The sequence below is a fragment of the Xanthomonas sp. 3793 genome (assembly GCF_024806835.1).
Taxonomy (GTDB): Bacteria; Pseudomonadota; Gammaproteobacteria; order Xanthomonadales; family Xanthomonadaceae; genus Xanthomonas; species Xanthomonas arboricola_F.
The window spans coordinates 21,059-40,643 of the sequence record NZ_JANTYU010000001.1 but is presented as its reverse complement, the minus strand read 5'-3'; the positions used below and the strand labels follow the sequence as shown (position 1 = coordinate 40,643).

General features: G+C 64.6%; 18 protein-coding genes. 6 read left to right on the top strand and 12 right to left on the bottom strand.

All coding sequences use genetic code 11. From position 1 onward, the window contains the following. The 6 genes from FHY18_RS00190 to cmk all read right to left on the bottom strand — a co-directional run bounded on the left by FHY18_RS00190 (position 1) and on the right by cmk (position 5,764). On the bottom strand, positions 1–975 hold the full coding sequence (locus FHY18_RS00190; protein WP_259149160.1) for a glycosyltransferase family 4 protein: 975 nt from the start codon (positions 973–975) through the stop codon (positions 1–3). Between the two features lie 281 nt (positions 976–1,256). Next, positions 1,257–2,435, bottom strand: a complete 1,179-nt coding sequence (lapB, locus tag FHY18_RS00185; protein WP_039409755.1) for a lipopolysaccharide assembly protein LapB — start codon at positions 2,433–2,435, stop codon at positions 1,257–1,259. A gap of 6 nt (positions 2,436–2,441) precedes the next feature. Next, positions 2,442–2,747, bottom strand: coding sequence for a LapA family protein (locus tag FHY18_RS00180; protein WP_259149150.1), 306 nt, complete (start codon positions 2,745–2,747; stop codon positions 2,442–2,444). Between the two features lie 67 nt (positions 2,748–2,814). Next, complete coding sequence (locus tag FHY18_RS00175; RefSeq protein ID WP_046962676.1) at positions 2,815–3,126, bottom strand: integration host factor subunit beta; 312 nt, start codon at positions 3,124–3,126, stop codon at positions 2,815–2,817. 86 nt (positions 3,127–3,212) lie between these two features. Next, positions 3,213–4,898 (bottom strand): 30S ribosomal protein S1, encoded by a 1,686-nt coding sequence (rpsA, locus tag FHY18_RS00170; protein ID WP_016903550.1) that lies wholly within the window; start codon positions 4,896–4,898, stop codon positions 3,213–3,215. Between the two features lie 182 nt (positions 4,899–5,080). Next, positions 5,081–5,764, bottom strand: a complete 684-nt coding sequence (gene cmk, locus FHY18_RS00165; protein WP_259149143.1) for a (d)CMP kinase — start codon at positions 5,762–5,764, stop codon at positions 5,081–5,083. 172 nt (positions 5,765–5,936) lie between these two features. On the opposite strand from cmk, the gene ykgO reads away from it, so the two are divergent. The 6 genes from ykgO to FHY18_RS00135 all read left to right on the top strand — a co-directional run bounded on the left by ykgO (position 5,937) and on the right by FHY18_RS00135 (position 10,619). Further along, a complete protein-coding gene (ykgO, locus tag FHY18_RS00160) occupies positions 5,937–6,062 on the top strand; it encodes a type B 50S ribosomal protein L36 (RefSeq protein ID WP_005913193.1) in 126 nt (41 codons plus the stop codon). Between the two features lie 210 nt (positions 6,063–6,272). Continuing rightward, the gene (locus FHY18_RS00155) at positions 6,273–6,602 is read left to right on the top strand and encodes a hypothetical protein (RefSeq protein ID WP_259148761.1); all 330 of its coding nucleotides are present in this window, start codon (positions 6,273–6,275) and stop codon (positions 6,600–6,602) included. Between the two features lie 228 nt (positions 6,603–6,830). Next, a complete protein-coding gene (locus FHY18_RS00150) occupies positions 6,831–7,865 on the top strand; it encodes an agmatine deiminase family protein (protein WP_259148760.1) in 1,035 nt (344 codons plus the stop codon). A gap of 112 nt (positions 7,866–7,977) precedes the next feature. Continuing rightward, positions 7,978–8,862 (top strand): carbon-nitrogen hydrolase, encoded by an 885-nt coding sequence (locus FHY18_RS00145; protein ID WP_259148758.1) that lies wholly within the window; start codon positions 7,978–7,980, stop codon positions 8,860–8,862. A 4-nt stretch (positions 8,863–8,866) separates the two neighbouring features. Continuing rightward, positions 8,867–9,394 (top strand): GNAT family N-acetyltransferase, encoded by a 528-nt coding sequence (locus FHY18_RS00140; RefSeq protein WP_259148756.1) that lies wholly within the window; start codon positions 8,867–8,869, stop codon positions 9,392–9,394. Between the two features lie 4 nt (positions 9,395–9,398). Then, complete coding sequence (locus FHY18_RS00135) at positions 9,399–10,619, top strand: TraB/GumN family protein (RefSeq protein WP_259148754.1); 1,221 nt, start codon at positions 9,399–9,401, stop codon at positions 10,617–10,619. A gap of 105 nt (positions 10,620–10,724) precedes the next feature. Here FHY18_RS00135 and FHY18_RS00130 read toward each other — a convergent pair whose 3' ends face one another. From FHY18_RS00130 to FHY18_RS00105, 6 genes are read right to left on the bottom strand one after another with little or no spacing between them, the layout of a single operon-like run. Next, complete coding sequence (locus tag FHY18_RS00130; protein ID WP_259152436.1) at positions 10,725–11,651, bottom strand: endonuclease/exonuclease/phosphatase family protein; 927 nt, start codon at positions 11,649–11,651, stop codon at positions 10,725–10,727. Between the two features lie 50 nt (positions 11,652–11,701). Then, positions 11,702–14,839, bottom strand: coding sequence for a discoidin domain-containing protein (locus tag FHY18_RS00125; protein ID WP_259148752.1), 3,138 nt, complete (start codon positions 14,837–14,839; stop codon positions 11,702–11,704). Between the two features lie 26 nt (positions 14,840–14,865). Further along, positions 14,866–15,702, bottom strand: a complete 837-nt coding sequence (locus FHY18_RS00120) for a carbohydrate ABC transporter permease (protein ID WP_259148750.1) — start codon at positions 15,700–15,702, stop codon at positions 14,866–14,868. Further along, a complete protein-coding gene (locus FHY18_RS00115; RefSeq protein ID WP_011258869.1) occupies positions 15,699–16,583 on the bottom strand; it encodes a sugar ABC transporter permease in 885 nt (294 codons plus the stop codon). Before FHY18_RS00115 ends, FHY18_RS00120 begins: the two co-directional genes overlap by 4 nt. Beyond that, positions 16,580–17,962 (bottom strand): sugar ABC transporter substrate-binding protein, encoded by a 1,383-nt coding sequence (locus tag FHY18_RS00110; protein ID WP_259148746.1) that lies wholly within the window; start codon positions 17,960–17,962, stop codon positions 16,580–16,582. Before FHY18_RS00110 ends, FHY18_RS00115 begins: the two co-directional genes overlap by 4 nt. 3 nt (positions 17,963–17,965) lie before the next feature. Further along, positions 17,966–19,585 carry a glucoamylase family protein gene (locus FHY18_RS00105; RefSeq protein ID WP_259148744.1) on the bottom strand — a complete coding sequence of 540 codons (1,620 nt, stop codon included), beginning with the start codon at positions 19,583–19,585 and terminating at the stop codon, positions 17,966–17,968.

Genomic DNA, 19,585 nt, shown 5'->3' with positions numbered 1-19,585 from the left:
TCAGGAATTGCGCAATCCATCGCGCAGAAAATACCAGCTGGCACTCGCACCCAGGCCCCACACCACTGCCGCCCAGACTTGCTGACCGAACACATCATGACGAAGTAACACAGACAAGCAGACGGCAGCGAGGCTGAAAGCGAAATAAACGGCGGTTACCGGAACGTGCGTCCCAAGCCGGCGCGCCAGACGCTGATAGACGTGCTGGGCGTGAGGCTCCCACCAACGCTGCCCGGCGAGCATGCGAGACAGCAGCGTGAAGCCGGCGTCGACAAGGAACGCCGTCAGCGGCAACCAGCCGATCCACCAGCTCATCTGCCCGCCCGCCACGCTCAGGGCAAGCAACGCAGCCAGCACATAGCCAAGCGCACCGCTGCCACCGTCGCCCAGGAAGATGCGCGCGCGCGGAAAATTGAACGGAACAAACCCCAGGCATGCTGCCGCCACCGCCAGGCCGGCCAACGACCAACCCGCCGGAGCCACCAACGCGAATGCCAGCGCAGCCAGCGCGGCCTGCGTGGCGGCCAGTCCGTTGATGCCGTCCATGAAGTTCCAGACGTTGATCAACACCACCGACGCCACCGCGCTGAGAATGCCGTCCACGACGTTGCCTGTGGAATAAATGACCAGCGCCCCAAGCGACGCGGAGGCGGCCAGATGGATCGCAAACCGCAGCCTGGCCGACAACGGCCGATGGTCGTCCCACCAACCCACGCCGGCCACCAGGATCAAGCCGATCGCGAACCAGCCGACCACCATGCGCGCCGCCGGCCACAGCAGGCTGGCCGCCACGCACCCCGACAGAATTGCAACGACGATCGCCATGCCGCCGCCGCGCGGGGTGGCGACCACATGGCTGCGTCGCTCACCGGGTTCATCGAGCAGACGACGATGCAAGGCATAACGGCGCAGCAGCCACGTTCCCAGCGCCGCAACGCTCACGTGCAAGGCGCACCAGAGCCAGATGTGAGGCATCAGCGCCGATCACCGCTTCGGGAACCACAGGCACGGGATCGACGCATGTGCGATGCAGCCACAGAAAAGCAGCACGGCGGCAAGCCGGCCCGGCCAAGCATGAAGTTGACGGGCAAACCAAGGCGTAGGGTTCGCGGCTGCATCTGCACATCCGCGGACCTGCGATCTACGACCCTGCAATCTACGACACAGTGTGATCGCCACCGACGCAGGCTGCGAAGGCGCACCACCCCAGCGTCCAGTGGACCCAATGCACACTGCCGAAAAGACAAAGACACGCCTTACACCACCGCGTAGTTCAACAGCGGCTTGACGGTGCCCCACTCCTTGCAGCTCGGGCATTGCCAATGATGAGTCTTTGCGCCGAACCCGCAACGGGTGCAGCGGTAGCTGGGGTTACGCACCAACAGCTGATCGGTGATGTGCTTGAGATCGTTCAAGGTGCCCACCGGGTCGCTGCCTTCGGCAAGCGTCAGATCGATCAGCGCCGACTCGCCGCGCACCGATGGCCGGTCCTTGAGCTGACGACCGAGATAGGCCAGTGCGGGCGCAACTCCGTCCTGCGCTTCCATCAACTGGGTCAGCGCCAGCACCGGCGCGATACCGCGATAGTGCTCGGTCATCTCCGACAGGAAATTGCGTGCACCGGCGATGTCGCCCACCCGCCGATACGCAGCCATCAAGGCAGGAATGATTTCCGGCAGGTATTCCGGGTCGTGGCGTGCGGCACGCTCGAAGGCGCGCACGGCGGCCTCGTCATGGCCGCGCTCGGCTTCGATACGCCCCTCCAGGATGCCGGCGCGCACGGACGTGCCGTCGGCCTGGTAAGCACGCGCAATCGCCTGCAAGGCTTCATCGGCCTTGCCCAGGCCACGGTATCGATCGGCCAGCTCGCATTCGAACTGCGAGATCAGCTTGCCCATCGGCTCGCCGGTGACTTCTTCGTAGCGGGTGGCGTTGTCGATCGCCTTTTCCCAGTCGCGCTCGGCCTGGTAGATCCCGATCAGGTGACGCAGGGCCTGCGGCGCACGCTGATCCAGCTGCGCAAGCTCGGTGAAGACCGTTTCGGCGCGATCCAGCAGGCCGGACTTCATGTAGTCCTCGCCCAGCGCCAGCAAGGCCTGCACGCGCTGCTGGTCGGTCAGGTCAGCGCGCTGCACCAGTCCCTGATGCAGCCGGATGGCACGATCGACTTCACCGCGGCGGCGGAACAGGTGGCCAAGCGCGACCTGGGTCTCGAAGGTTTCCTTATCCAGCTCGGCGATATGCAAAAACAGCTCGATCGCCTTGTCCGGCTGCTCGTTGAGCAGGTAGTTCAGACCACGGAAATAGGTGCTGGACAGTCGGCTGACCTGGGTATCGCCATGACGCTGACCACCGCGGCGGCCGACGATCCAGCCACTGAGCGCTGCCAGCGGTAAAAACAGGAAAAACCAGAACCACTCGGTCAGGAAGTCCATACGTGCTTAGAGTCCATCGAGAGGGCGCGGCTCGACTGCGGCAGGCGTGACGGGCCTTGCATCGGCGCGGCTGACCGCAGCAGCCTTGTTGGCCTGACGCAGCTTGGAATAGAGAGGAATGACCACACTGACCAGCACCATGCCGGCACCGATCAACACACCGACCAGCAGCGCGACGATGATCGCCACCCCGGAACTGGTGTGGACACTGGAAAACAGGAAATCGAGAGTGATGTCCTGGGAATTGACCGCACCGATAATCAGGCCGACCAACAGGAAAGCCAGCATCACCAGCAAGCGAAACACCTTCATCGCGCGACTCCGTCGGGAAGGCGCCTAGCTTAACCGAGCCGACATAAATGCAGCGCTAGAGCCGTCGTCACTCGGCGGCATCGGCCAGATCGACCGGGACCACGGAGCTGACACGCTCGCGCAATTCCTTGCCCGGCTTGAAGTGAGGAACATGCTTGCCCGGCAGCGCAACCGATTCTCCGGTCTTGGGATTGCGGCCCAGACGTGGCGGACGGTAATGCAGCGAAAAGCTGCCGAACCCGCGGATTTCGATCCGATCACCATCGGAGAGCGCCTGCCCCATCATTTCCAGCAGTGACTTCACCGCCAGATCCACGTCGTCCGACTTCAGATGCGCTTGGCGTCGCGCCAGGATTTCAATCAATTCGGACTTGGTCATGGGAACTTGCTTTTTTCGACTGACACATCGGAATCGGCCCGGGCAAGCCCGGGCCGATCCATCACGCTCTTGCGAGCGCTACGCGCTTACTCGGACTTGTTGCTGTTCAACTGTGCACGCAGCAGCGCGCCCAGCTGAGTCATGCCGCCCGACGCAGCGGAGGACTGGTATTCCTCCAGCGTTTCGCGCATTTCGGCATCGTCCTTGGCCTTGATCGACAGCTGCAGGGTGCGGCCCTTGCGGTCCATGCCCACGAACTTGGCTTCGATCTTGTCGCCGACCTTCAGGTGCTGGGTCGCATCGTCGACGCGCTCGTTGGCGATATCGCGTGCAGCGACGTAGCCTTCGATGCCATCGGCCAGGTCGATCGTGGCGCCCTTGGCATCCACTTCACGCACAACGCCTTCGACCTTGGAACCCTTCGGGTTGGAGGCCATGTACTGGCCGAACGGGTCCTGCTCCAGCTGCTTGACGCCCAGGCTGATGCGCTCGCGCTCCGGGTCCACTGCCAGCACGACGGCTTCCAGCGTGTCGCCCTTCTTGTAGTTGCGCACGACATCTTCGCCGGTGGTGTTCCAGCTGATGTCGGACAGGTGCACCAGACCGTCGATGCCGCCGTCCAGACCAATGAAGATGCCGAAGTCGGTGATCGACTTGATCTGACCGGACACCTTGTCGTTCTTCTTGTGGGTCGCAGCGAAGGTTTCCCACGGATTGGCGGCAACCTGCTTCATGCCCAGCGAGATGCGGCGACGCTCCTCGTCGACATCCAGCACCATCACCTCGACTTCGTCACCAACCTGCACAACCTTGGACGGGTTGACGTTCTTGTTGGTCCAATCCATCTCGGAGACGTGCACCAGACCTTCGACGCCCGGCTCGATCTCGACGAACGCGCCGTAATCGGTGACGTTGGAGACCTTGCCGAACACGCGGCTGTTGGCCGGGTAACGACGGGCGATGTTGTCCCACGGATCTTCGCCCAGCTGCTTCAGGCCGAGGCTGACGCGGTTACGCTCGCGATCGAACTTCAGCACGCGCACGTCCAGCTCGTCGCCGACGTTGACGACTTCGGACGGATGGCGCACGCGCTTCCAGGCCATGTCGGTGATGTGCAGCAGGCCGTCGATACCGCCCAGGTCCACGAACGCGCCGTAATCGGTCAGGTTCTTGACGACACCCTTCAGGATCGCGCCTTCCTGCAGCTTGTCCATCAGCTGCTCGCGCTCTTCCGAGTGCTCGCTCTCGACCACGGCACGACGCGAGACCACCACGTTGTTGCGCTTGCGGTCCAGCTTGATCAGCTTGAACTCGAGTTCCTTGCCTTCCAGGTAAGCCGGGTCGCGCACCGGGCGCACATCCACCAGCGAACCGGGCAGGAACGCGCGGACATCCTTGATGTCCACGGTGAAACCACCCTTGACCTTGCCACTGATGCGGCCGGTGATGGTTTCGTTCTTTTCCAACGCCTCTTCCAGCTCGTCCCACACCATCGCGCGCTTGGCTTTCTCGCGCGACAACACGGTCTCGCCAAAGCCGTTTTCGATCGAGTCCAGCGCAACCTTGACCTGGTCGCCCACACCCACATCGATCTCGCCAGCGTCGTTACGGAACTGCTCGATCGGCACGATGCCTTCGGACTTCAGGCCAGCGTTGATCACCACCACGTCGCCGCGCACTTCCACGACGGTACCGGTGACGATGGAGCCCGGCTTCAGCTTCGCCAGATTGGCTTGACTGGCTTCGAACAGTTCAGCAAAAGATTCTGTCATTTGGATTTTACTCAGTTGAACACACGGGCGCCGGTCGTCGGATTGCGACAGAGACGGACCGCCCAGCCTGTTGGTCGACCCCAACAACGAGTCGGTTTAGAAGTAGTAGAACCGCCACGCAGGATGCGCGACGGAGCTTGGAACGCCTTACGGTCGGCGGGACCTGCCCGCTTGCGGAACGCTTACGACGACGTGCGGGCGGACAACACCCCGACCACACGCTGGACGACATCCTCGATCCCTATGCCGCTGGTATCGATCAGCACGGCGTCTTCGGCCGGCCGCAATGGCGCCACCACCCGCTGGGCATCCCTGGCATCTCGGGCCATGATCTCGCGCAGCAGGTCGTCAAAGATAACCGAAACACCCTTTTCCATCAACTGTTTATGGCGACGGCCCGCACGTTCTTCGGCACTGGCGGTCAGAAACACCTTGAAGGCGGCATCGGGGAAGATCACCGTACCCATGTCGCGCCCATCGGCGACCAGGCCGGGAGCGCGCCTGAATGCGCGTTGACGCTCCTTCAGCGCGCTGCGCACCTCGGGAATCGCCGCAATGGCCGAAGCCAGGGCGCCGGTGGTTTCCAGGCGCAGTTCGCCGGTCGCATCCACGCCATTGACCAGCACCCGCAGCCCCGCCTCGCCCGCATCGTCGAACTCGACCCTGGTGTCGAAGGTGCAGCGCACCAGCGCGGCCGGGTCGGAGACATCCAGATCGGCCCAGCTCGCCGCCACACCCACCGCGCGGTAGAGTGCGCCCGAATCGAGGTAGTGCCAGCTCAGCCGGGCAGCCACGATGCGGCTGACCGTGCCCTTGCCGGCACCGGAGGGACCATCGATGGTGAGGACGGGCGAGAGGTCGGTCATTCAGGTTTCCGGAAGGTCATCAGGCGGTAGTGTAGCGCCGCTCGCAGCGATTGCGATGCAACCACTTGAAAGCACGACGAAAAGCCGGTTAGAATTGCCGGCTTAATTCCGGGTGCAGCCTCGATCGCGCGCACTCTTCCATCGAATCCAACCGTTTACGCCGAGGTGTGCCATGAAAGTCCTGTCCTCCCTGAAGTCTGCGAAGACCCGTCACCGCGACTGCAAGGTGGTCCGCCGCCGCGGCAAGGTCTTCGTGATCTGCAAGTCGAACCCGCGTTTCAAGGCGCGTCAGCGCTAAGTAATTGCTGTGCGTGCCAGACCCGAGAAAGCCGCCTCCGGGCGGTTTTTTCTTGGCCGATGCCTGATGCACCGCCGTCCCTGGCGCGTTGAGACGCGACCTGCGGCCACACGCTGACGCGGCCGCCGATCGGTATGCACCGCGCCGACGCCTGCTGTGGTTTTTTGCTGTAATCACCGTCCGAATCTTGTCCACTGGGGAGTAGATGACATGCGCAACCGTTTGTTAGTCCTGCCGCTGATCGCGCTGATGGGGATCAGTGCCGCCGCGTCTGCCGAAACGCTGCTGGTCGATCGTGCACAGCAAAAGCCCGCCGCCGCCCTGCCCCTGCGTGGCGACAGCATGAGCCAGGTCGAAGGCCGCTACGGTGCGCCGCAGGAAAAGCTCGACCCGCGCGGCGGCCAGAAGCGCCAGTGGCCGACGATCCACCGCTGGGTGTATCCGGCATTCACCGTGTACTTCGAAAAAAGCAAGGTGATCGATGTGGTGGCCAACCAGGCCGACGCCAACGAGATCGGGCCGAAGCCGCCCATCAAGTAGGACTTGAGATCACCTCGGCCAGTTTGCAGACATCGCGCTGCAGGTCCGGCCCAATGCGTCGCATCACAACGTCGCTGGTCCGTCAGCACTCGGACATGCGTTGCTGCGAATCTGCATCAATGCCTGGCGCGGCAACCTGCGCCAGGATCGCAAGAGCCTGCACTCGGGTGCGGGGTATCGATGAACGTCCGGGCCGCTGCCCGGACACCAAGATGAGTATTGCCTGGCATGACCGACCGTCTTCGCTTTCCCGCCGAGTGGGAACCCCAATCCGCCGTGCTGCTTGCGTGGCCGCATGCCGGTACCGATTGGGCCGAGCGCCTGGCAGATGTGGAAGAGACCTACATCGCGCTGGTCACCGCGATCTCCCGCTTCGAACCGGTGGTCATCTGCGTGGCCGATGACGATCTGCAGATCTATGCCGAAGCGCGACTGCGTTCGGCGCGGGTGGACATGGCGCGCGTGCGGTTTGTGATCGCCGCCTACAACGACACCTGGCTGCGCGATTCCGGCCCGATCACGCTGCGCCAGGATGGCGGCTTCCGCCTGATGGATTTCCGCTTCACCGGCTGGGGCGGCAAGTTCGAGGCCGGCCTGGACGACCAATTGGTGAGCTCGCTGGAAGCGGCACAGGTCTTCGTGCCCGCCCCGGTACAGACGGTGGATTTTGCGCTGGAAGGTGGTGCGATCGAGACCGACGGCGCCGGCACCCTGCTCACTACCTGGACCTGCCTGCACGAACGTCACCCGCAGCGCACCCGTGAGTCGCTGAGCAGCGATCTTGCTGCATGGCTGTCGCAGGATCGCGTGCTGTGGCTGGACCACGGCTACCTCGAGGGCGACGACACCGACGCGCATATCGATACGCTGGCGCGCTTTGCCGGCCCGGATGCGATCGTCTACCAGGGCTGCGATGTTCCGGGCGATTCGCACTACGCCGAACTGCAGGCGATGGGCAACGAGCTGGCAGCGCTGCGCACCGCCGACGGGCAGCCGTACCGCCTGTTCGTGCTGCCGTGGGCCGAGCCGATCCTGGATCAGGGCCGTCGCCTGGCCGCGTCGTATGCCAACTTCCTGATCGTCAATGGCGCGGTGCTGATGCCGGCGTATGGCGACAAGGCCGATGCGACCGCGCAGGCAGTGCTGGCCGAAGCGTTTCCGCAGCACGAAATCGTGCCGGTGCCGTGCCGTGCGCTGATCTGGCAGAACGGCAGCCTGCATTGTTTGACCATGCAGCTGCCGGCCGGCCTGCTCGCCGCCTAGGCGTTGCGTTCGACGCGGCTGCACACGCTGCGTCGTTTCTTGTTCCGGCCGGCAGGCCGGTGTTATGCCATGGCGCGCTACCTTAGTGCGCACCTTTGCAGGATGAGATGCCATGTCCGGTCACGTTCTTTCTGTCGCGCTGATTCAAGAGCGCAACCACGGCGACGCCGAGGCCAACCTGGCCATCATCGAATCGCGCGTGGCCGAAGCCGCCGCACAGGGCGCCAAGCTGGTGCTGCTGCAGGAGCTGCATAACGGCGCGTATTTCTGTCAGCACGAGTCGGTGGACGAATTCGATCTGGCCGAGCCAATCCCCGGCCCGAGCACCGAGCGCCTGAGTGCGCTGGCCAGACAGCACGGCGTGGTGCTGGTTGCCTCGTTATTCGAGCGCCGTGCCGCCGGCCTGTATCACAACACCGCAGTGGTGTTCGAAAAGGACGGCCGCCTGCTCGGCAAGTACCGCAAGATGCACATCCCCGACGACCCGGGCTTCTACGAGAAGTTCTACTTCACGCCGGGCGATCTGGGCTTCACGCCGATCGACACCTCGGTGGGCCGCCTGGGCGTCCTGGTGTGCTGGGACCAGTGGTATCCGGAGGCCGCGCGCCTGATGGCGCTGGCCGGTGCGGAACTACTGCTCTACCCCACCGCGATCGGCTGGGATCCGGACGACCAGCAACCCGAGCAGGAGCGTCAGCGCGATGCGTGGATCCTGAGCCATCGCGGGCATGCAGTGGCCAATGGCGTGCCTGTGCTGTCGTGCAACCGCGTCGGCCATGAGCCCTCGCCGCTGGGCGCGTCCGGCATCCAGTTCTGGGGCAACAGCCATGTGCTGGGGCCGCAAGGCGAGTTCATCGCCGAAGCCGGCCAGGACCCGACCGTGCTGATCTGCGATGTCGACCTGCAGCGCAGCGAGCATGTGCGGCGCATCTGGCCGTTCCTGCGCGACCGTCGCATCGACGCGTATGGCGACCTGCTCAAGCGTTACATCGACTGATCGCATGCCCGTCGAGCTGCGTGCAGTCCGCGATGCGGACATCCCGGCGATCACCGCGATCTATGCGGAGCAGATCGCCGGGTTCAATACCTACGAATACAGCGCGCCGTCGAGCGCGGAAATGCATGCGCGCATGCGCGCGATCGTGGATGCCGGTTACCCGTATCTGGTGGCAGAACATGATGGCGCCGTTGTCGGCTACGCCTACGCCAGCGCCTATCGCGCACGTGCGGGCTATCGCTGGACGGTGGAGAATTCGATCTATCTCGCTGCCGACATGCAGGGCCGCGGGATCGGCAAGGCGCTGCTGGGCGAGCTGATCGCACGCTGCGAGCAGCGTGGCGATCGGCAAATGATTGCGGTGATCGGCGATGCCGGTAACCAGGCATCGCTGCGGCTGCATGAACGTTTTGGATTTCGCACGGTCGGAGTGTTCACCGGTATCGGCCGCAAACAGGGTCGCTGGCTGGACGGCGTGCAGATGCAACGCGCGCTCGGCCCAGGCGACACCGTCCCCCCTTCTGATGAATGACCCCATGACCGAGCAGACTCCCCACCTTCTGGACGATGCACTGTCCGGCCAGCCGCACCGCATCGTCGAACGCGACGGCGTGCGCTACACCTTGCTGGGGACTGCCCACGTCTCGCTGGCGAGCGTCGCCGCGGTGCAGCGGGCGATCGGCAGCGGCCGCTACGATGCGGTAGCGGTGGAACTGGACGCGCAACGGCTGCAGGCGCTCAGCGACCCGGACGCACTGGCCCGGCTGGATCTGGTGCAGGTGATCCGCAAGGGGCGCGTGGCCTTGTTTGCCGCCAACCTGGCGTTGGCCGCCTATCAGCGCCGGCTGGCCAAACAGCTCGGCATCGAGCCGGGCGCGGAATTGAAGGAAGCGGTGAATCTGGCGCGTGCGCAAGGGCTGCCGGTGCACCTGATCGATCGCGAAGTCGGGCTGACCTTCAAGCGTGCGTCCGGGCGGTTGGGATTCTTCGGCAAGATGAAACTGGCTGGCGGCCTGCTCGGCGGCCTGTTTGCGGCCGACGAAGTGGGCGAAGAGGAAATCGAGAAGCTCAAGCAGGGCGACATGCTGGAGGCAAGCTTCGGCGACTTCGCCAGCGAGAGCCCGGAGCTGTACGAGACGGTGATTGCCGAGCGCGATCGCTACATGGCCACGCGCCTGCGCGAGGAAGCCGGTGCCGGTCAGCACGAAGTGCTGGCGGTCGTCGGCGCCGGACATCTGGCCGGGCTTGCGCGGCATCTGGAACAGGACACCGATGCGCCCGGCCCGCTGCGCGAGTCGCTGGAATACGTGCAGCAGCGCAAGCGCGTTCCCTGGATCACGCTGGGCATCCTGGCGGTGATCATTACCGGCATCGGCATCGGCTTCTGGCGCGGCGGCCTGAGCATGGGCACCGACCTGTTGCTGCAGTGGGCGATGTACACCGGCGGCCTGGCCGCGCTGGGCTGTCTGCTGGCCGGCAGCCACCCGCTGAGCATCCTGACCGCAGCACTGGTGGCACCGTTCAAGCCGTTCCGGCTGAGCGTACCGACCGGTGCCTTCGCGGCGTTGGTCGAAGTGCATATGCGCAAGCCGGCTTATGGGGATTTCCTGTCGCTGCGCGACGATGCGCAGACCCTGCGCGGCTGGTATCGCAATCGCGTGTCGCGGGTGGTGCTGACGTTTCTGCTGACCAACTTCGGCAGCATGGCCGGGGTGTGGCTGGCCGGCGTGCAGATCTTCAATCGCCTGCATGGGTGATTGAAAACCCTGTGGTCCATCGACGCATCGTAAGAGCGCACCTGGGCGCGACGGGCGTTATCGATAGTGCGAGTCGCGCCCGGGTGCGCTCCTACGACGATGGCGTTACGGGGCAGCTGGCTGATCGGGCGCCAGCTGCAAGCGTACCCACACACCGTAGTGATCCGATGCCCAGCGGCCCTCGGCGTAAGGCGTATCGAACAGGATGCGGGCCTCGCGGGCGAGCAGGCGGTTCTGCTGGAAGAAGACGTGGTCGATCCGCGCCGGCGTGTCGAAGACATGCAGATTCAAGGTGCTGACCGAGGCATCGCTGTTGCGGTGCACGCTGCCATAGCTGTCGCCATAGCCCTTGCGTAGCGCCTCCAGATCCAGCGCGTCGGCGGCAGTATTGAAATCCCCGGCGATCACCACCGGCGCCTGCGCGCTGGTGGCAGCAATGAAGTCGAGCAGGTCCCCGACCTGGCGCGTGCGCGTTGCGGTACCGCGCGCATCGGCGCGTTCGTTGAGATGGGTGACGTAGACATTGACCGGCTGGCCATCCACGTCCACCTGCAGATGCGCGGCAACCCGGTAGTCGTCCAGCGGTTGCAGCAGGCGCTGATGCCGCGCCAGCACCTTGCGCTGGCTGAGTAACGCATTGCCGTAGCGCTTGGGGGCGCCGGCAGGATCGACCGAGGCGAAGATCACCTCGTACCCCAGCTTGCGCGCCAGCCAGGCAGCCTGGTTTTCCACGCTGCCGCGCCGCTCGATGACCTCCTGCAAGGCGATGACATCCGGCGCCAGTTGCTTGAGTTCCTTGGCGATGTAGGCGCGGCGCGCGGGCCAGTCTTCGCGATCGTGATGCAGGTTCAGCGTGACCAGGGTCAGTCCGCGCGCAGACGGAACTGAAACTGCCCGCCCTGCCCGGTCGCCGGCAGCCGTAGCGCCGCCCTGCCTTGACTGCACGGCAGCGGGCGATGGCCCAGCTTGACGCCGCTGGCCTGCCTGCGCGTGTGCGCAGCACACCGCCAGTGCGACGACGACGGCACCCAGGCTGGCGCAACGCCGTTGCGGCCCTGCCCGTCCCGGCCAAGGCGCAGGCGTCACTGCGTGGCGCGCTCGGCCCGCCGCACCGCGCCGGGCACATCGATCTGCACGGTGGCCGGCATCTGCTGGATCCGCAGCTCGCCATTTTGCCAATCCACGCTTTCGCCGTTGACGCTGGCCTTGCCGGGTTCGCCCTGATACGGCCAGACAAACACCACGCCACCTGGCGGCATCAGCAGGCCGGGTTGCAACTGCAGCGACAGCTGCTTTTCGGTGCGCTGCAAGGTGTAGTTGAGGCGGCCGTACGGGGTGCGCAATTCGGCAATGCCGATGCCCTTGCCTTCGAACCAGCGCGTCGGCGTGCCGGCGGCGATCACGATGCTCTGATCCGACTCGCGCATGTACGCGAACATGTCCAATACCGAGCGCACGAAATCCGATGCCACCCAGGCATGCGGCAGGTCGCCGACGAAGAACGGCGTGCGCGGCGTGCGAGAGACCACCTCGGCCCACTGATTCCAGGGCTGCGGTGCGCGATCCTTGAAGAAGAATGCGGTCGCGTCCCAGGCGCGCTCGCGCCAGCCCAGCCGCACGAACGCGGCGACGTTGCGCCACTCGTACGGGGTGTAGTCCTTCCACTCGCGCTTGCCGTCGCGACGGTCGGAGAACTCTTTCCAATAGCGTTCGAAGGTGTTGGCCAGCAGGTCCTGCGGCAGGCGCTGCTGCTCGCCGCCCGGCGTCAGCGCGATGGTGGTCGAGGTCGCATCGAAATCGCCGAGCTCGGCCGAACCGGGCAGGAAATCGAGCTTGTGCTCACGCACCGCCGCACCCAGCGAGGCGATCAGGTCGCCGCTGAATTCGTCGCGGGCAGCGCTGAAACGGGTGACGTCCTCCGGCCTGTCGAGGGCGCCGGCCAGCAGGGTGGCGTCCTTGTAACCTCGCAGTGCCCAGAAGTTGTCCCAGTACGAATGCACTGGCTTGGCCGAATAGCCCTCGTGGCTGATCGACACCGGCATCATTCCGTAGAAGGCCGGGTTGCGCATGAAGTTGTCTTCGGTGCGCTCGCTGGCGCGCAGCTTTTCCATGTAGTCGAAGGCACCGGCGACATGCGGCCACATCTTCTCCAGGAACGGCCTGTCGCCGGTGTAGCGGTAGTACTCGGCGATGTTGTAGATCAGCTCGCCATGGCTGTCGTTTTCCGGCACCGGGTCGCTGCCGCGGTCGTCCACGCAGCACGGCACCATGCCGTCGGCAAACTGATACGGCGCAAACCAGTCGACGTAGTCGCGCACCACGTCTTCGCGGCCGAGCCGCAGCAGGCCTTCGGAGATCATTGCGCCGTCGCGGATCCAGCTGCGCGAGTACGAGCGTGTGCCCGGCTGCAGACGCGGACCGATGCGCGAGATCAGCATGTGCGCCAGCGCGGTACGCAGCGTATCGACCACCGGCTTGCCCTCGGCCGGCACGCTGATGCGCACGCGATCGAGCTTGCCACGCCATTGCTGGGCCACCTGCCGCTGCGCCTGCTCGGCATCGAAGCCGGCCGGAAGTTGCGCAGCACCGGTCTGCGGAATCACCAAGGCCACTTCACGTTTCTGGCCGGGTTCCAGCGTCCAGCGATACAGCAGCACGCCCGACGCCAGGCCGGTTTCGTCCTTGACCTGGGTGACGGTGGGCGGCGTGGCGGCGGTGAGATGGCTGACATCCATACCGCTATCGAAGGCGCTGGCAAAGCCGGCATCCGGCCGCTGCACGGCGAACACGCGCGGCTTGCCGTTAACGCTGACCTGCGCGCCGTCCACCGCCAGTTGTTCGATCCGGCTGACGCCACCCAGGGTATTGAGGAACTGCGCCGGCGGGTTGACCTGGAACGGCCGCACTGCCAACGCCAGGGTGAAGTCGCGCGCCTGCTTGCCGGTGTTGTGCAGCTGATAGCGGGCGACCAGTTGCGCCTGATCCGGGGTGCCCTGCACGAACGCGGTGACGCGCAGGTTCATCAGGTCGTGATGCCAGTCGACGCTGGGGATCGGCAGGTAATCGTCCTGCAGGCTTTGCTCGCTGCTGACGTCGGACCAGTGCAATACTTTGCCGCCGGTGACCACGAACGGCTCGATACTGAAGCCGCCCTTGCCCACTTCCACCGCGCCGTCCTCGCCGATCAGGCCCTGCTCGGTGCCGCCATCCAGACCCAGGATGGTCCAGTACGGCTGCTCGCCGGAAAACCCCCGTGGATAACTGCCGCGCGGCAACTGACCGGCCAGCGATTTGATGAAGTCGTTGGGCGTTGCCGCAAATGCCAGCGGCTGCAGCTGGACCTCTTTGATCCCGTAGCGCCAGTTGGGGCCGTCCTTCAGGTCGAAACGCAGGTAGCGCGCTTCGGTGTCCGGCAGTGCCAGCCAGTCGGTCCCACCGGCGCCGGCGGTGACGGTGCGCAGATCGCGCCAGCTGCGGCCATCGGCCGATGCACGCACTGCGTACTGCGAGGCCTGCAGGCCGGGCACCCACTGCACCACCGCGCCCCCGAATTCGCGCACCTTGCCCAGATCCAGCGTGACGGTCTGTTGCTTCACCGCGCCGCTGAGCCAGAAGGTGTCGGGCTTGCCATCGGCCAGGCGTTGTTCCAACGCCGGCGCCGTGTCGGTGATCGCCTCGGCCTTGAGCGGCGAGGTGTCTTCCGGCGGCAATGGGGTGAGCGTCAGGCGATCGAAGCACACCGTGCCCTTGCCGCCGAACTTGTTGTAGATGGTGAACTCGACATCGGCGCTGCTGCGCAGCTGCTTGTCCGCACCCGGTCCCCAGGCCTTTTCGATGTTGCGCTTGCGGTAGTTGAAGGTGGTCCAGTTCTTCGGGAAATTGAAGCCCGGCCGATTGACCCACCACACGTTGTCGCCGCTAGCATCGATCAGCTTGAGCTGCAGATCGTTGGACGGCGATTCGCCACGCAGCGAAAACCCGATGCGATAGTTTTCGGGGTAGTCGAGCGGCAGTGTGCGGCGGATGCCGACGTAGCCAGACACGCCATTGAAGTTGTAATCCAGGCACAGCGCATGCCCACCGGAGGGCGTTGCCACCGGGCGCAGCGAGCCGCTGACCTGGTTGGATACCACCAGACGCCAGGCGCCGATGTCGTTGAAGCCGTCGAGCACGCGCTCCTGCGCCTGCGCCGCGCCCGCAGACGTGACGAAAGCGGCCATGGCACACAGTCGCAGGAACACTGGTTTCACCCCTTCACACTCCCCAGCAGAAGACCTTGGATGTAGTAACGCTGCAGCGCCAGGAACAATAGCAGCACCGGAATCACCGTCACCACCGCGCCGGCCATCATCAATTCCACGTCCATGATGTGCTCGCGCGACAACGCCGCCAGCGCCACCGGCAAGGTGTATTGCTCCTGGTCGGTCAACACGATCAGCGGCCACATGAAATCGTTCCACGAGCCCATGAAGGTGAAGATGGTCAGGGTGACCAGCACCGGCTTGAGCATCGGCAGCACGATCTGGAAGAAGATCCGCATCTCGCTGGCGCCGTCGATGCGGGCGGCCTCGATCAACTCGTCGGGAATGCTGCGCGCGTACTGGCGCACCAGGAAGATGCCGAACACGGTGGCCAGTGCCGGCACCACCACCCCGCCGATGTTGTTGACCAGGTGCAGCTGCTTCATCAGCAGGAACAGCGGCAGCATCGCCACCTGTGCCGGAATCACCAACGCCGCCATCAGGATCTTGAAGATGCGCTCGCGGCCGACGAACTGCAGCTTGGCGAAGGCATAGCCGGCCATGGTGTTGATCAGCAGCGAGCCCAACGTGATCAGCCCGGACACCAGCAGGCTGTTGGCGAAGTTGCGCGCCATGCCGGTGCGCGCGAACAGCTCGTGGTAGTTGGCGGTGGTGAACGCCGACGGCAGCATCGGCGGCGGAAACCGGCTGGCCTCGCCGGTGGGCATGAACGACACCGACAGCATCCATAGCAGCGGCGCCAGGCTGATCAAGGCCAGCACCAGCAAGCCGCCGTTGATCAGCACGCCGTTCCAGCGCGATTGGCCGACATCACGACTCATATCAGGTCCTTCTTGCGGCCGAAGCGCAGCATCACGGTGGTCACCGCCAGGATGATCAGGAACAACAGGAACGCCACCGCCGACGCGCGGCCGAGGTTCCACCATTTGAAGCCTTCCTCGAACATGAAATACAGCACGCTGACGGTGCTCTGCAGCGGGTCGCCGCGGGTCATCACGTAGGGCTCGGCAAACAGCTGGAAATAGCCGGAGATGGTGATCACCCCGACCACCATCAGCACCGGGCCGAGCATCGGCAGGGTGATATGCAGGAACTGCTTCCAGCGCGAGGCGCCATCGATGCGCGCGGCCTCATACAGGTCCTGCGGGATCGCCTGCAGCCCGGCCAGGAAGATCACCATGTTGTAGCCGAAGTTCTTCCACACCGCGAACAGCATGATGGTCGGCATCGCCCAGCGCGGATCGCCCAGCCAGTCGATCGGGGCGATGCCCAGATGGCTCAGGCCGAAGTTCACCAGGCCATATTTGATATGGAACAGGTAGCGCCAGATCACCGCCACCGCCACCAGCGTGGTCACCACCGGCGCGAACAAGGCGGTGCGGAACAGCGCCTTGAAGCGCGAGGCCTTGGCGTTGAGCAGCAAGGCCGCACCGAGCGACACGCCGATCGACATCGGCACACCCAGCAACACGAAGTAGGTGGTGTTCCACAACGACTTCCAGAACAGCGGCGTCTGCAGCAGGTCGATGTAATTGCCCAGGCCGACGAAGCGCAGGTGGCTGCTGTCGGCCAATGCGTACAGATCGAAGTCGGTGACGCTGAGCACCAGCGCGGCGAACACCGGCACGCCGAAGAACATGCCCAGCACCAGGATCGACGGTGCGGCGAAGACCCAGCCGGCGACGGAATTGCGCTTCATCATCGTGCAGCCTCCTTGTCCGCTGCTGCGGCCGGCGTCGCGGCTGGTGGTGCGTCTGGTGGTGCGCCTGCCCCAACAGCAGGTGAAGTGGATTCACCAGCGGGGCCGACATGCCCGCCCTCCTGTTCGAAGATCCAGCGGCGCTTGGCCAGTATCTCGTCCACGCGTTTGTCCAGTTCCTGCACGGCGGCCTCGTGCGATTGACCGCCGCGCACCACGCGCTCGGTCACCAGGCGCATTTCCTGCACGATGCGCTCCCACTCCAGCACCTTGGGCGTGGCCTTGACCCGCTCCAGCTGGTCGCCGAAGGCGTGCGCCAGTTCGTCGTTGGCCAGCGATGGCAGCTTCCAGGTGCTACGACGCGGCGGCAGGTCGCCGATGATGGCGTGGAAGCGCGCCTGTACCGTGGGCTGCGACAGGTATTCGATCAGCTTCCAGCTGGCATCCTTGTGTTGCGACGACTTGAAGATCACCAGGCTGGAGCCGCCGGCAATGCCCGCGCCCAGGCCGTTGGGTCCCGGCAGCGGCGCGGTGCCCCACTTGCCTTCCATGCCCGGCGGCTGGCGCAGCTTGAACTCGCGCACGTTCCACGGGCCGGACAGGTAGAACGCGTAGTAACCGTTGAAGAACTCGTACCAGACGTTGGAGACCTGGGTCTCGGAGACCTTCGGCGCCCAACCCTTCTGATACATGCCGTCGTAGAAGCCCAGCGCCTTGCGGAAGCCTTCTCCGCGGAAATTGCCGTAATTGTCGTGGTCGCGCAGCAGGCGGTCGTCCTGCTGCAGCGCGAACGACAGCTGCTGCTCGAACTCGTTGAGCGGCATCAGGATGGCATAACGGTCGGGGCCGACCTTGCGCTTGATCGCCGCCATCACCTGTTCCATCTCGGCCCAGGTCTTGGGCATTTCGTTGTAACCGGCCTCGCGCAACAGATCCTTGCGATAGAACAGCAGCCGGGTGTCCACATACCACGGCACGCCATACAGCGTGCCATCGACCAGATTGGTGTCCCACACGCCGGGGAAATAATCCTGCGGATCGACGATCCTGGACCGCGCCACGTACGGCTGCATCGGCTCCAGCGTATCCAGCAGGGCGAACTCCGGCAGCCAGGTGTTGCCAAGTTGGCACACGTCCGGCAAGCCGTCGGCGGCGAAGGCGGTCAGCAGTTTCTCGTGCGCCGCCGTCATCGGGATGTTCTGCACATCGACCTGGATGTCCGGGTTCTGCTTCTCGAAGTCGGCCACCAGTTCGGCAACCACTTCGGCCTCCTTGCCCATGGCCCAGAAGCGCACGGTGGTCTTGGCGGGATCGGAGCGGTCACATCCCGCCGCACCTGCACACAGGGCGGCGGCCAACATCAACAGTTTCAAAAGGCGCACGGATTACTCGGGTTTTTGGCGTTGCGAGGGGTCTTGCTGGGCCTGGGCGGCGGCGGCACGCGATTCGGCCATACCCAGCGAGCGTGCGGCGGCCTTCTGCTCGTCCTTTTGCGGCAACGGCTGCGGCTCGCCCTCGGGGGTGAGCCAGCCGCCGGTGAAGCCGGCGCGTTCCAGACCGGCGCGGATGTAGGGGTTCTTCTTCATCACGGTCCAGACGAATTCGTTCTGGTAGTTGGCGATCATCGCCAGGATCGGGCCCTGGTCGATGGCGATGTAGTCGCTGGCCACCCAGCCGCGGTCCGGCACCATGCGCCCGGTCTTGAGCGGGATGTCGTAGTTGAAGCTGGGGTTGAACGAATCCAGGAAGCCGTAGCTGGAATACAGGAAGTCGCCATAGCGCTTGTGCATCTCTTCGGTGGCCGGGATCACTACTTCCGGGGCGAATACGATCGAGGAGATCGCCGCCGACGGCACGATGGTGCCGTCGTCGAAGTTCTCGCGCAGGCCGGCGCCGCGCGAGGAGTAATGGCGGAACTGGCGCTGTTCGCCACGGTATTCCTGGCTGGTGTTCTGCGGGCCGTCGCCAGCGGTCAGGCCCCAGACGTTCTCGCCGTAGTCCTTCCACTTCATCGGGTTGTCGATGGCGTAGTCGCGCTGGGCCAGGGTGGCGCGGCGGCTGTTGAGGAAATAGTCGATGCCGCGTTCGCGCATGTACTGGTCCTGGATATCGCGGAAGTCGATCCAGACATGGCTGTACTGGTGGCCGAACAGCGGGCCGAAGGACAGGTACTCCTGCCCCTGGTAGACGCCCCAGTCGTTGTTGTAGGTCCGCGTCCAGCTGGTCCACGCCTCCGGGTCCACGCCATGGGTAGGCGAGCCCAGCGCGAGGATGTACAGCATCATCGCTTCGTTGTATCCCATCCAGTCGTGGTCGATGAAGCCGCTCTCGGGGAACCAGCCCATCGAGATCAGTGGTGCGCGTTGCTGCAGCCAGCGCCAGTCCACGCGCTTGTACAGCGTATCGGCGATCTGGCGGATTTCTTTTTCGCGCGGGTCGTCGCCGTCGTAATACGACTGGGTGAACAACACGCCCATCATCAGCAGCGCGGTGTCCACGCTCGACAGCTCGACCCAGCTGTCGTAGCGGTTGCCCTGCTGCATATCCAGAAAGTGATAGTAGAAGCCCTTGTAGCCGGCCCTACCGGTCCGCTGCGGCCCCATGGGCGCATCGCGGAAGAATTTCAGTGTGGTCAGGGTGCGATCGATCGCCTGATTGCGGCTGACCCAGCCGTTTTCGATGCCGATCGGATACGCGGTCAGCGCAAACCCCACCGAGGCGATGCTGGCGAAGGGACGCGATGGAAATCGATCCGGCGCCAGTCCGTTGAGTTCGTTGGTGGTGTCCCAGAAGAACTGGAAGGTGCGTCGCTCGATGTCCGAAAACAGGGGCGGCAATGGCGGTTTGACCGGCTTGGGGGGGATTTGCGCTTCGATCAGGATCACTTTTACGGGTGCCTTTTTTTCAGCGACCTTGGGCTCCTCGGCCTGCTTGCAGGACGCCAGCAACAGCGCTCCCAGCATGAATGGAACGATCAACCAACGCGATGTGTTGCCCCTGTTCAT

Excerpts from the sequence above, each read along its gene's own strand:
- FHY18_RS00190 (WP_259149160.1), bottom strand. The coding sequence starts at position 975 with ATGCCTCACATCTGGCTCTGGTGCGCCTTGCACGTGAGCGTTGCGGCG.
- lapB (WP_039409755.1), bottom strand. The coding sequence starts at position 2,435 with ATGGACTTCCTGACCGAGTGGTTCTGGTTTTTCCTGTTTTTACCGCTG.
- FHY18_RS00180 (WP_259149150.1), bottom strand. The coding sequence starts at position 2,747 with ATGAAGGTGTTTCGCTTGCTGGTGATGCTGGCTTTCCTGTTGGTCGGC.
- FHY18_RS00175 (WP_046962676.1), bottom strand. The coding sequence starts at position 3,126 with ATGACCAAGTCCGAATTGATTGAAATCCTGGCGCGACGCCAAGCGCAT.
- rpsA (WP_016903550.1), bottom strand. The coding sequence starts at position 4,898 with ATGACAGAATCTTTTGCTGAACTGTTCGAAGCCAGTCAAGCCAATCTG.
- cmk (WP_259149143.1), bottom strand. The coding sequence starts at position 5,764 with ATGACCGACCTCTCGCCCGTCCTCACCATCGATGGTCCCTCCGGTGCC.
- ykgO (WP_005913193.1), top strand. The coding sequence starts at position 5,937 with ATGAAAGTCCTGTCCTCCCTGAAGTCTGCGAAGACCCGTCACCGCGAC.
- FHY18_RS00155 (WP_259148761.1), top strand. The coding sequence starts at position 6,273 with ATGCGCAACCGTTTGTTAGTCCTGCCGCTGATCGCGCTGATGGGGATC.
- FHY18_RS00150 (WP_259148760.1), top strand. The coding sequence starts at position 6,831 with ATGACCGACCGTCTTCGCTTTCCCGCCGAGTGGGAACCCCAATCCGCC.
- FHY18_RS00145 (WP_259148758.1), top strand. The coding sequence starts at position 7,978 with ATGTCCGGTCACGTTCTTTCTGTCGCGCTGATTCAAGAGCGCAACCAC.
- FHY18_RS00140 (WP_259148756.1), top strand. The coding sequence starts at position 8,867 with ATGCCCGTCGAGCTGCGTGCAGTCCGCGATGCGGACATCCCGGCGATC.
- FHY18_RS00135 (WP_259148754.1), top strand. The coding sequence starts at position 9,399 with ATGACCGAGCAGACTCCCCACCTTCTGGACGATGCACTGTCCGGCCAG.
- FHY18_RS00125 (WP_259148752.1), bottom strand. The coding sequence starts at position 14,839 with ATGGCCGCTTTCGTCACGTCTGCGGGCGCGGCGCAGGCGCAGGAGCGC.
- FHY18_RS00120 (WP_259148750.1), bottom strand. The coding sequence starts at position 15,702 with ATGAGTCGTGATGTCGGCCAATCGCGCTGGAACGGCGTGCTGATCAAC.
- FHY18_RS00115 (WP_011258869.1), bottom strand. The coding sequence starts at position 16,583 with ATGATGAAGCGCAATTCCGTCGCCGGCTGGGTCTTCGCCGCACCGTCG.
- FHY18_RS00105 (WP_259148744.1), bottom strand. The coding sequence starts at position 19,585 with ATGAACAGGGGCAACACATCGCGTTGGTTGATCGTTCCATTCATGCTG.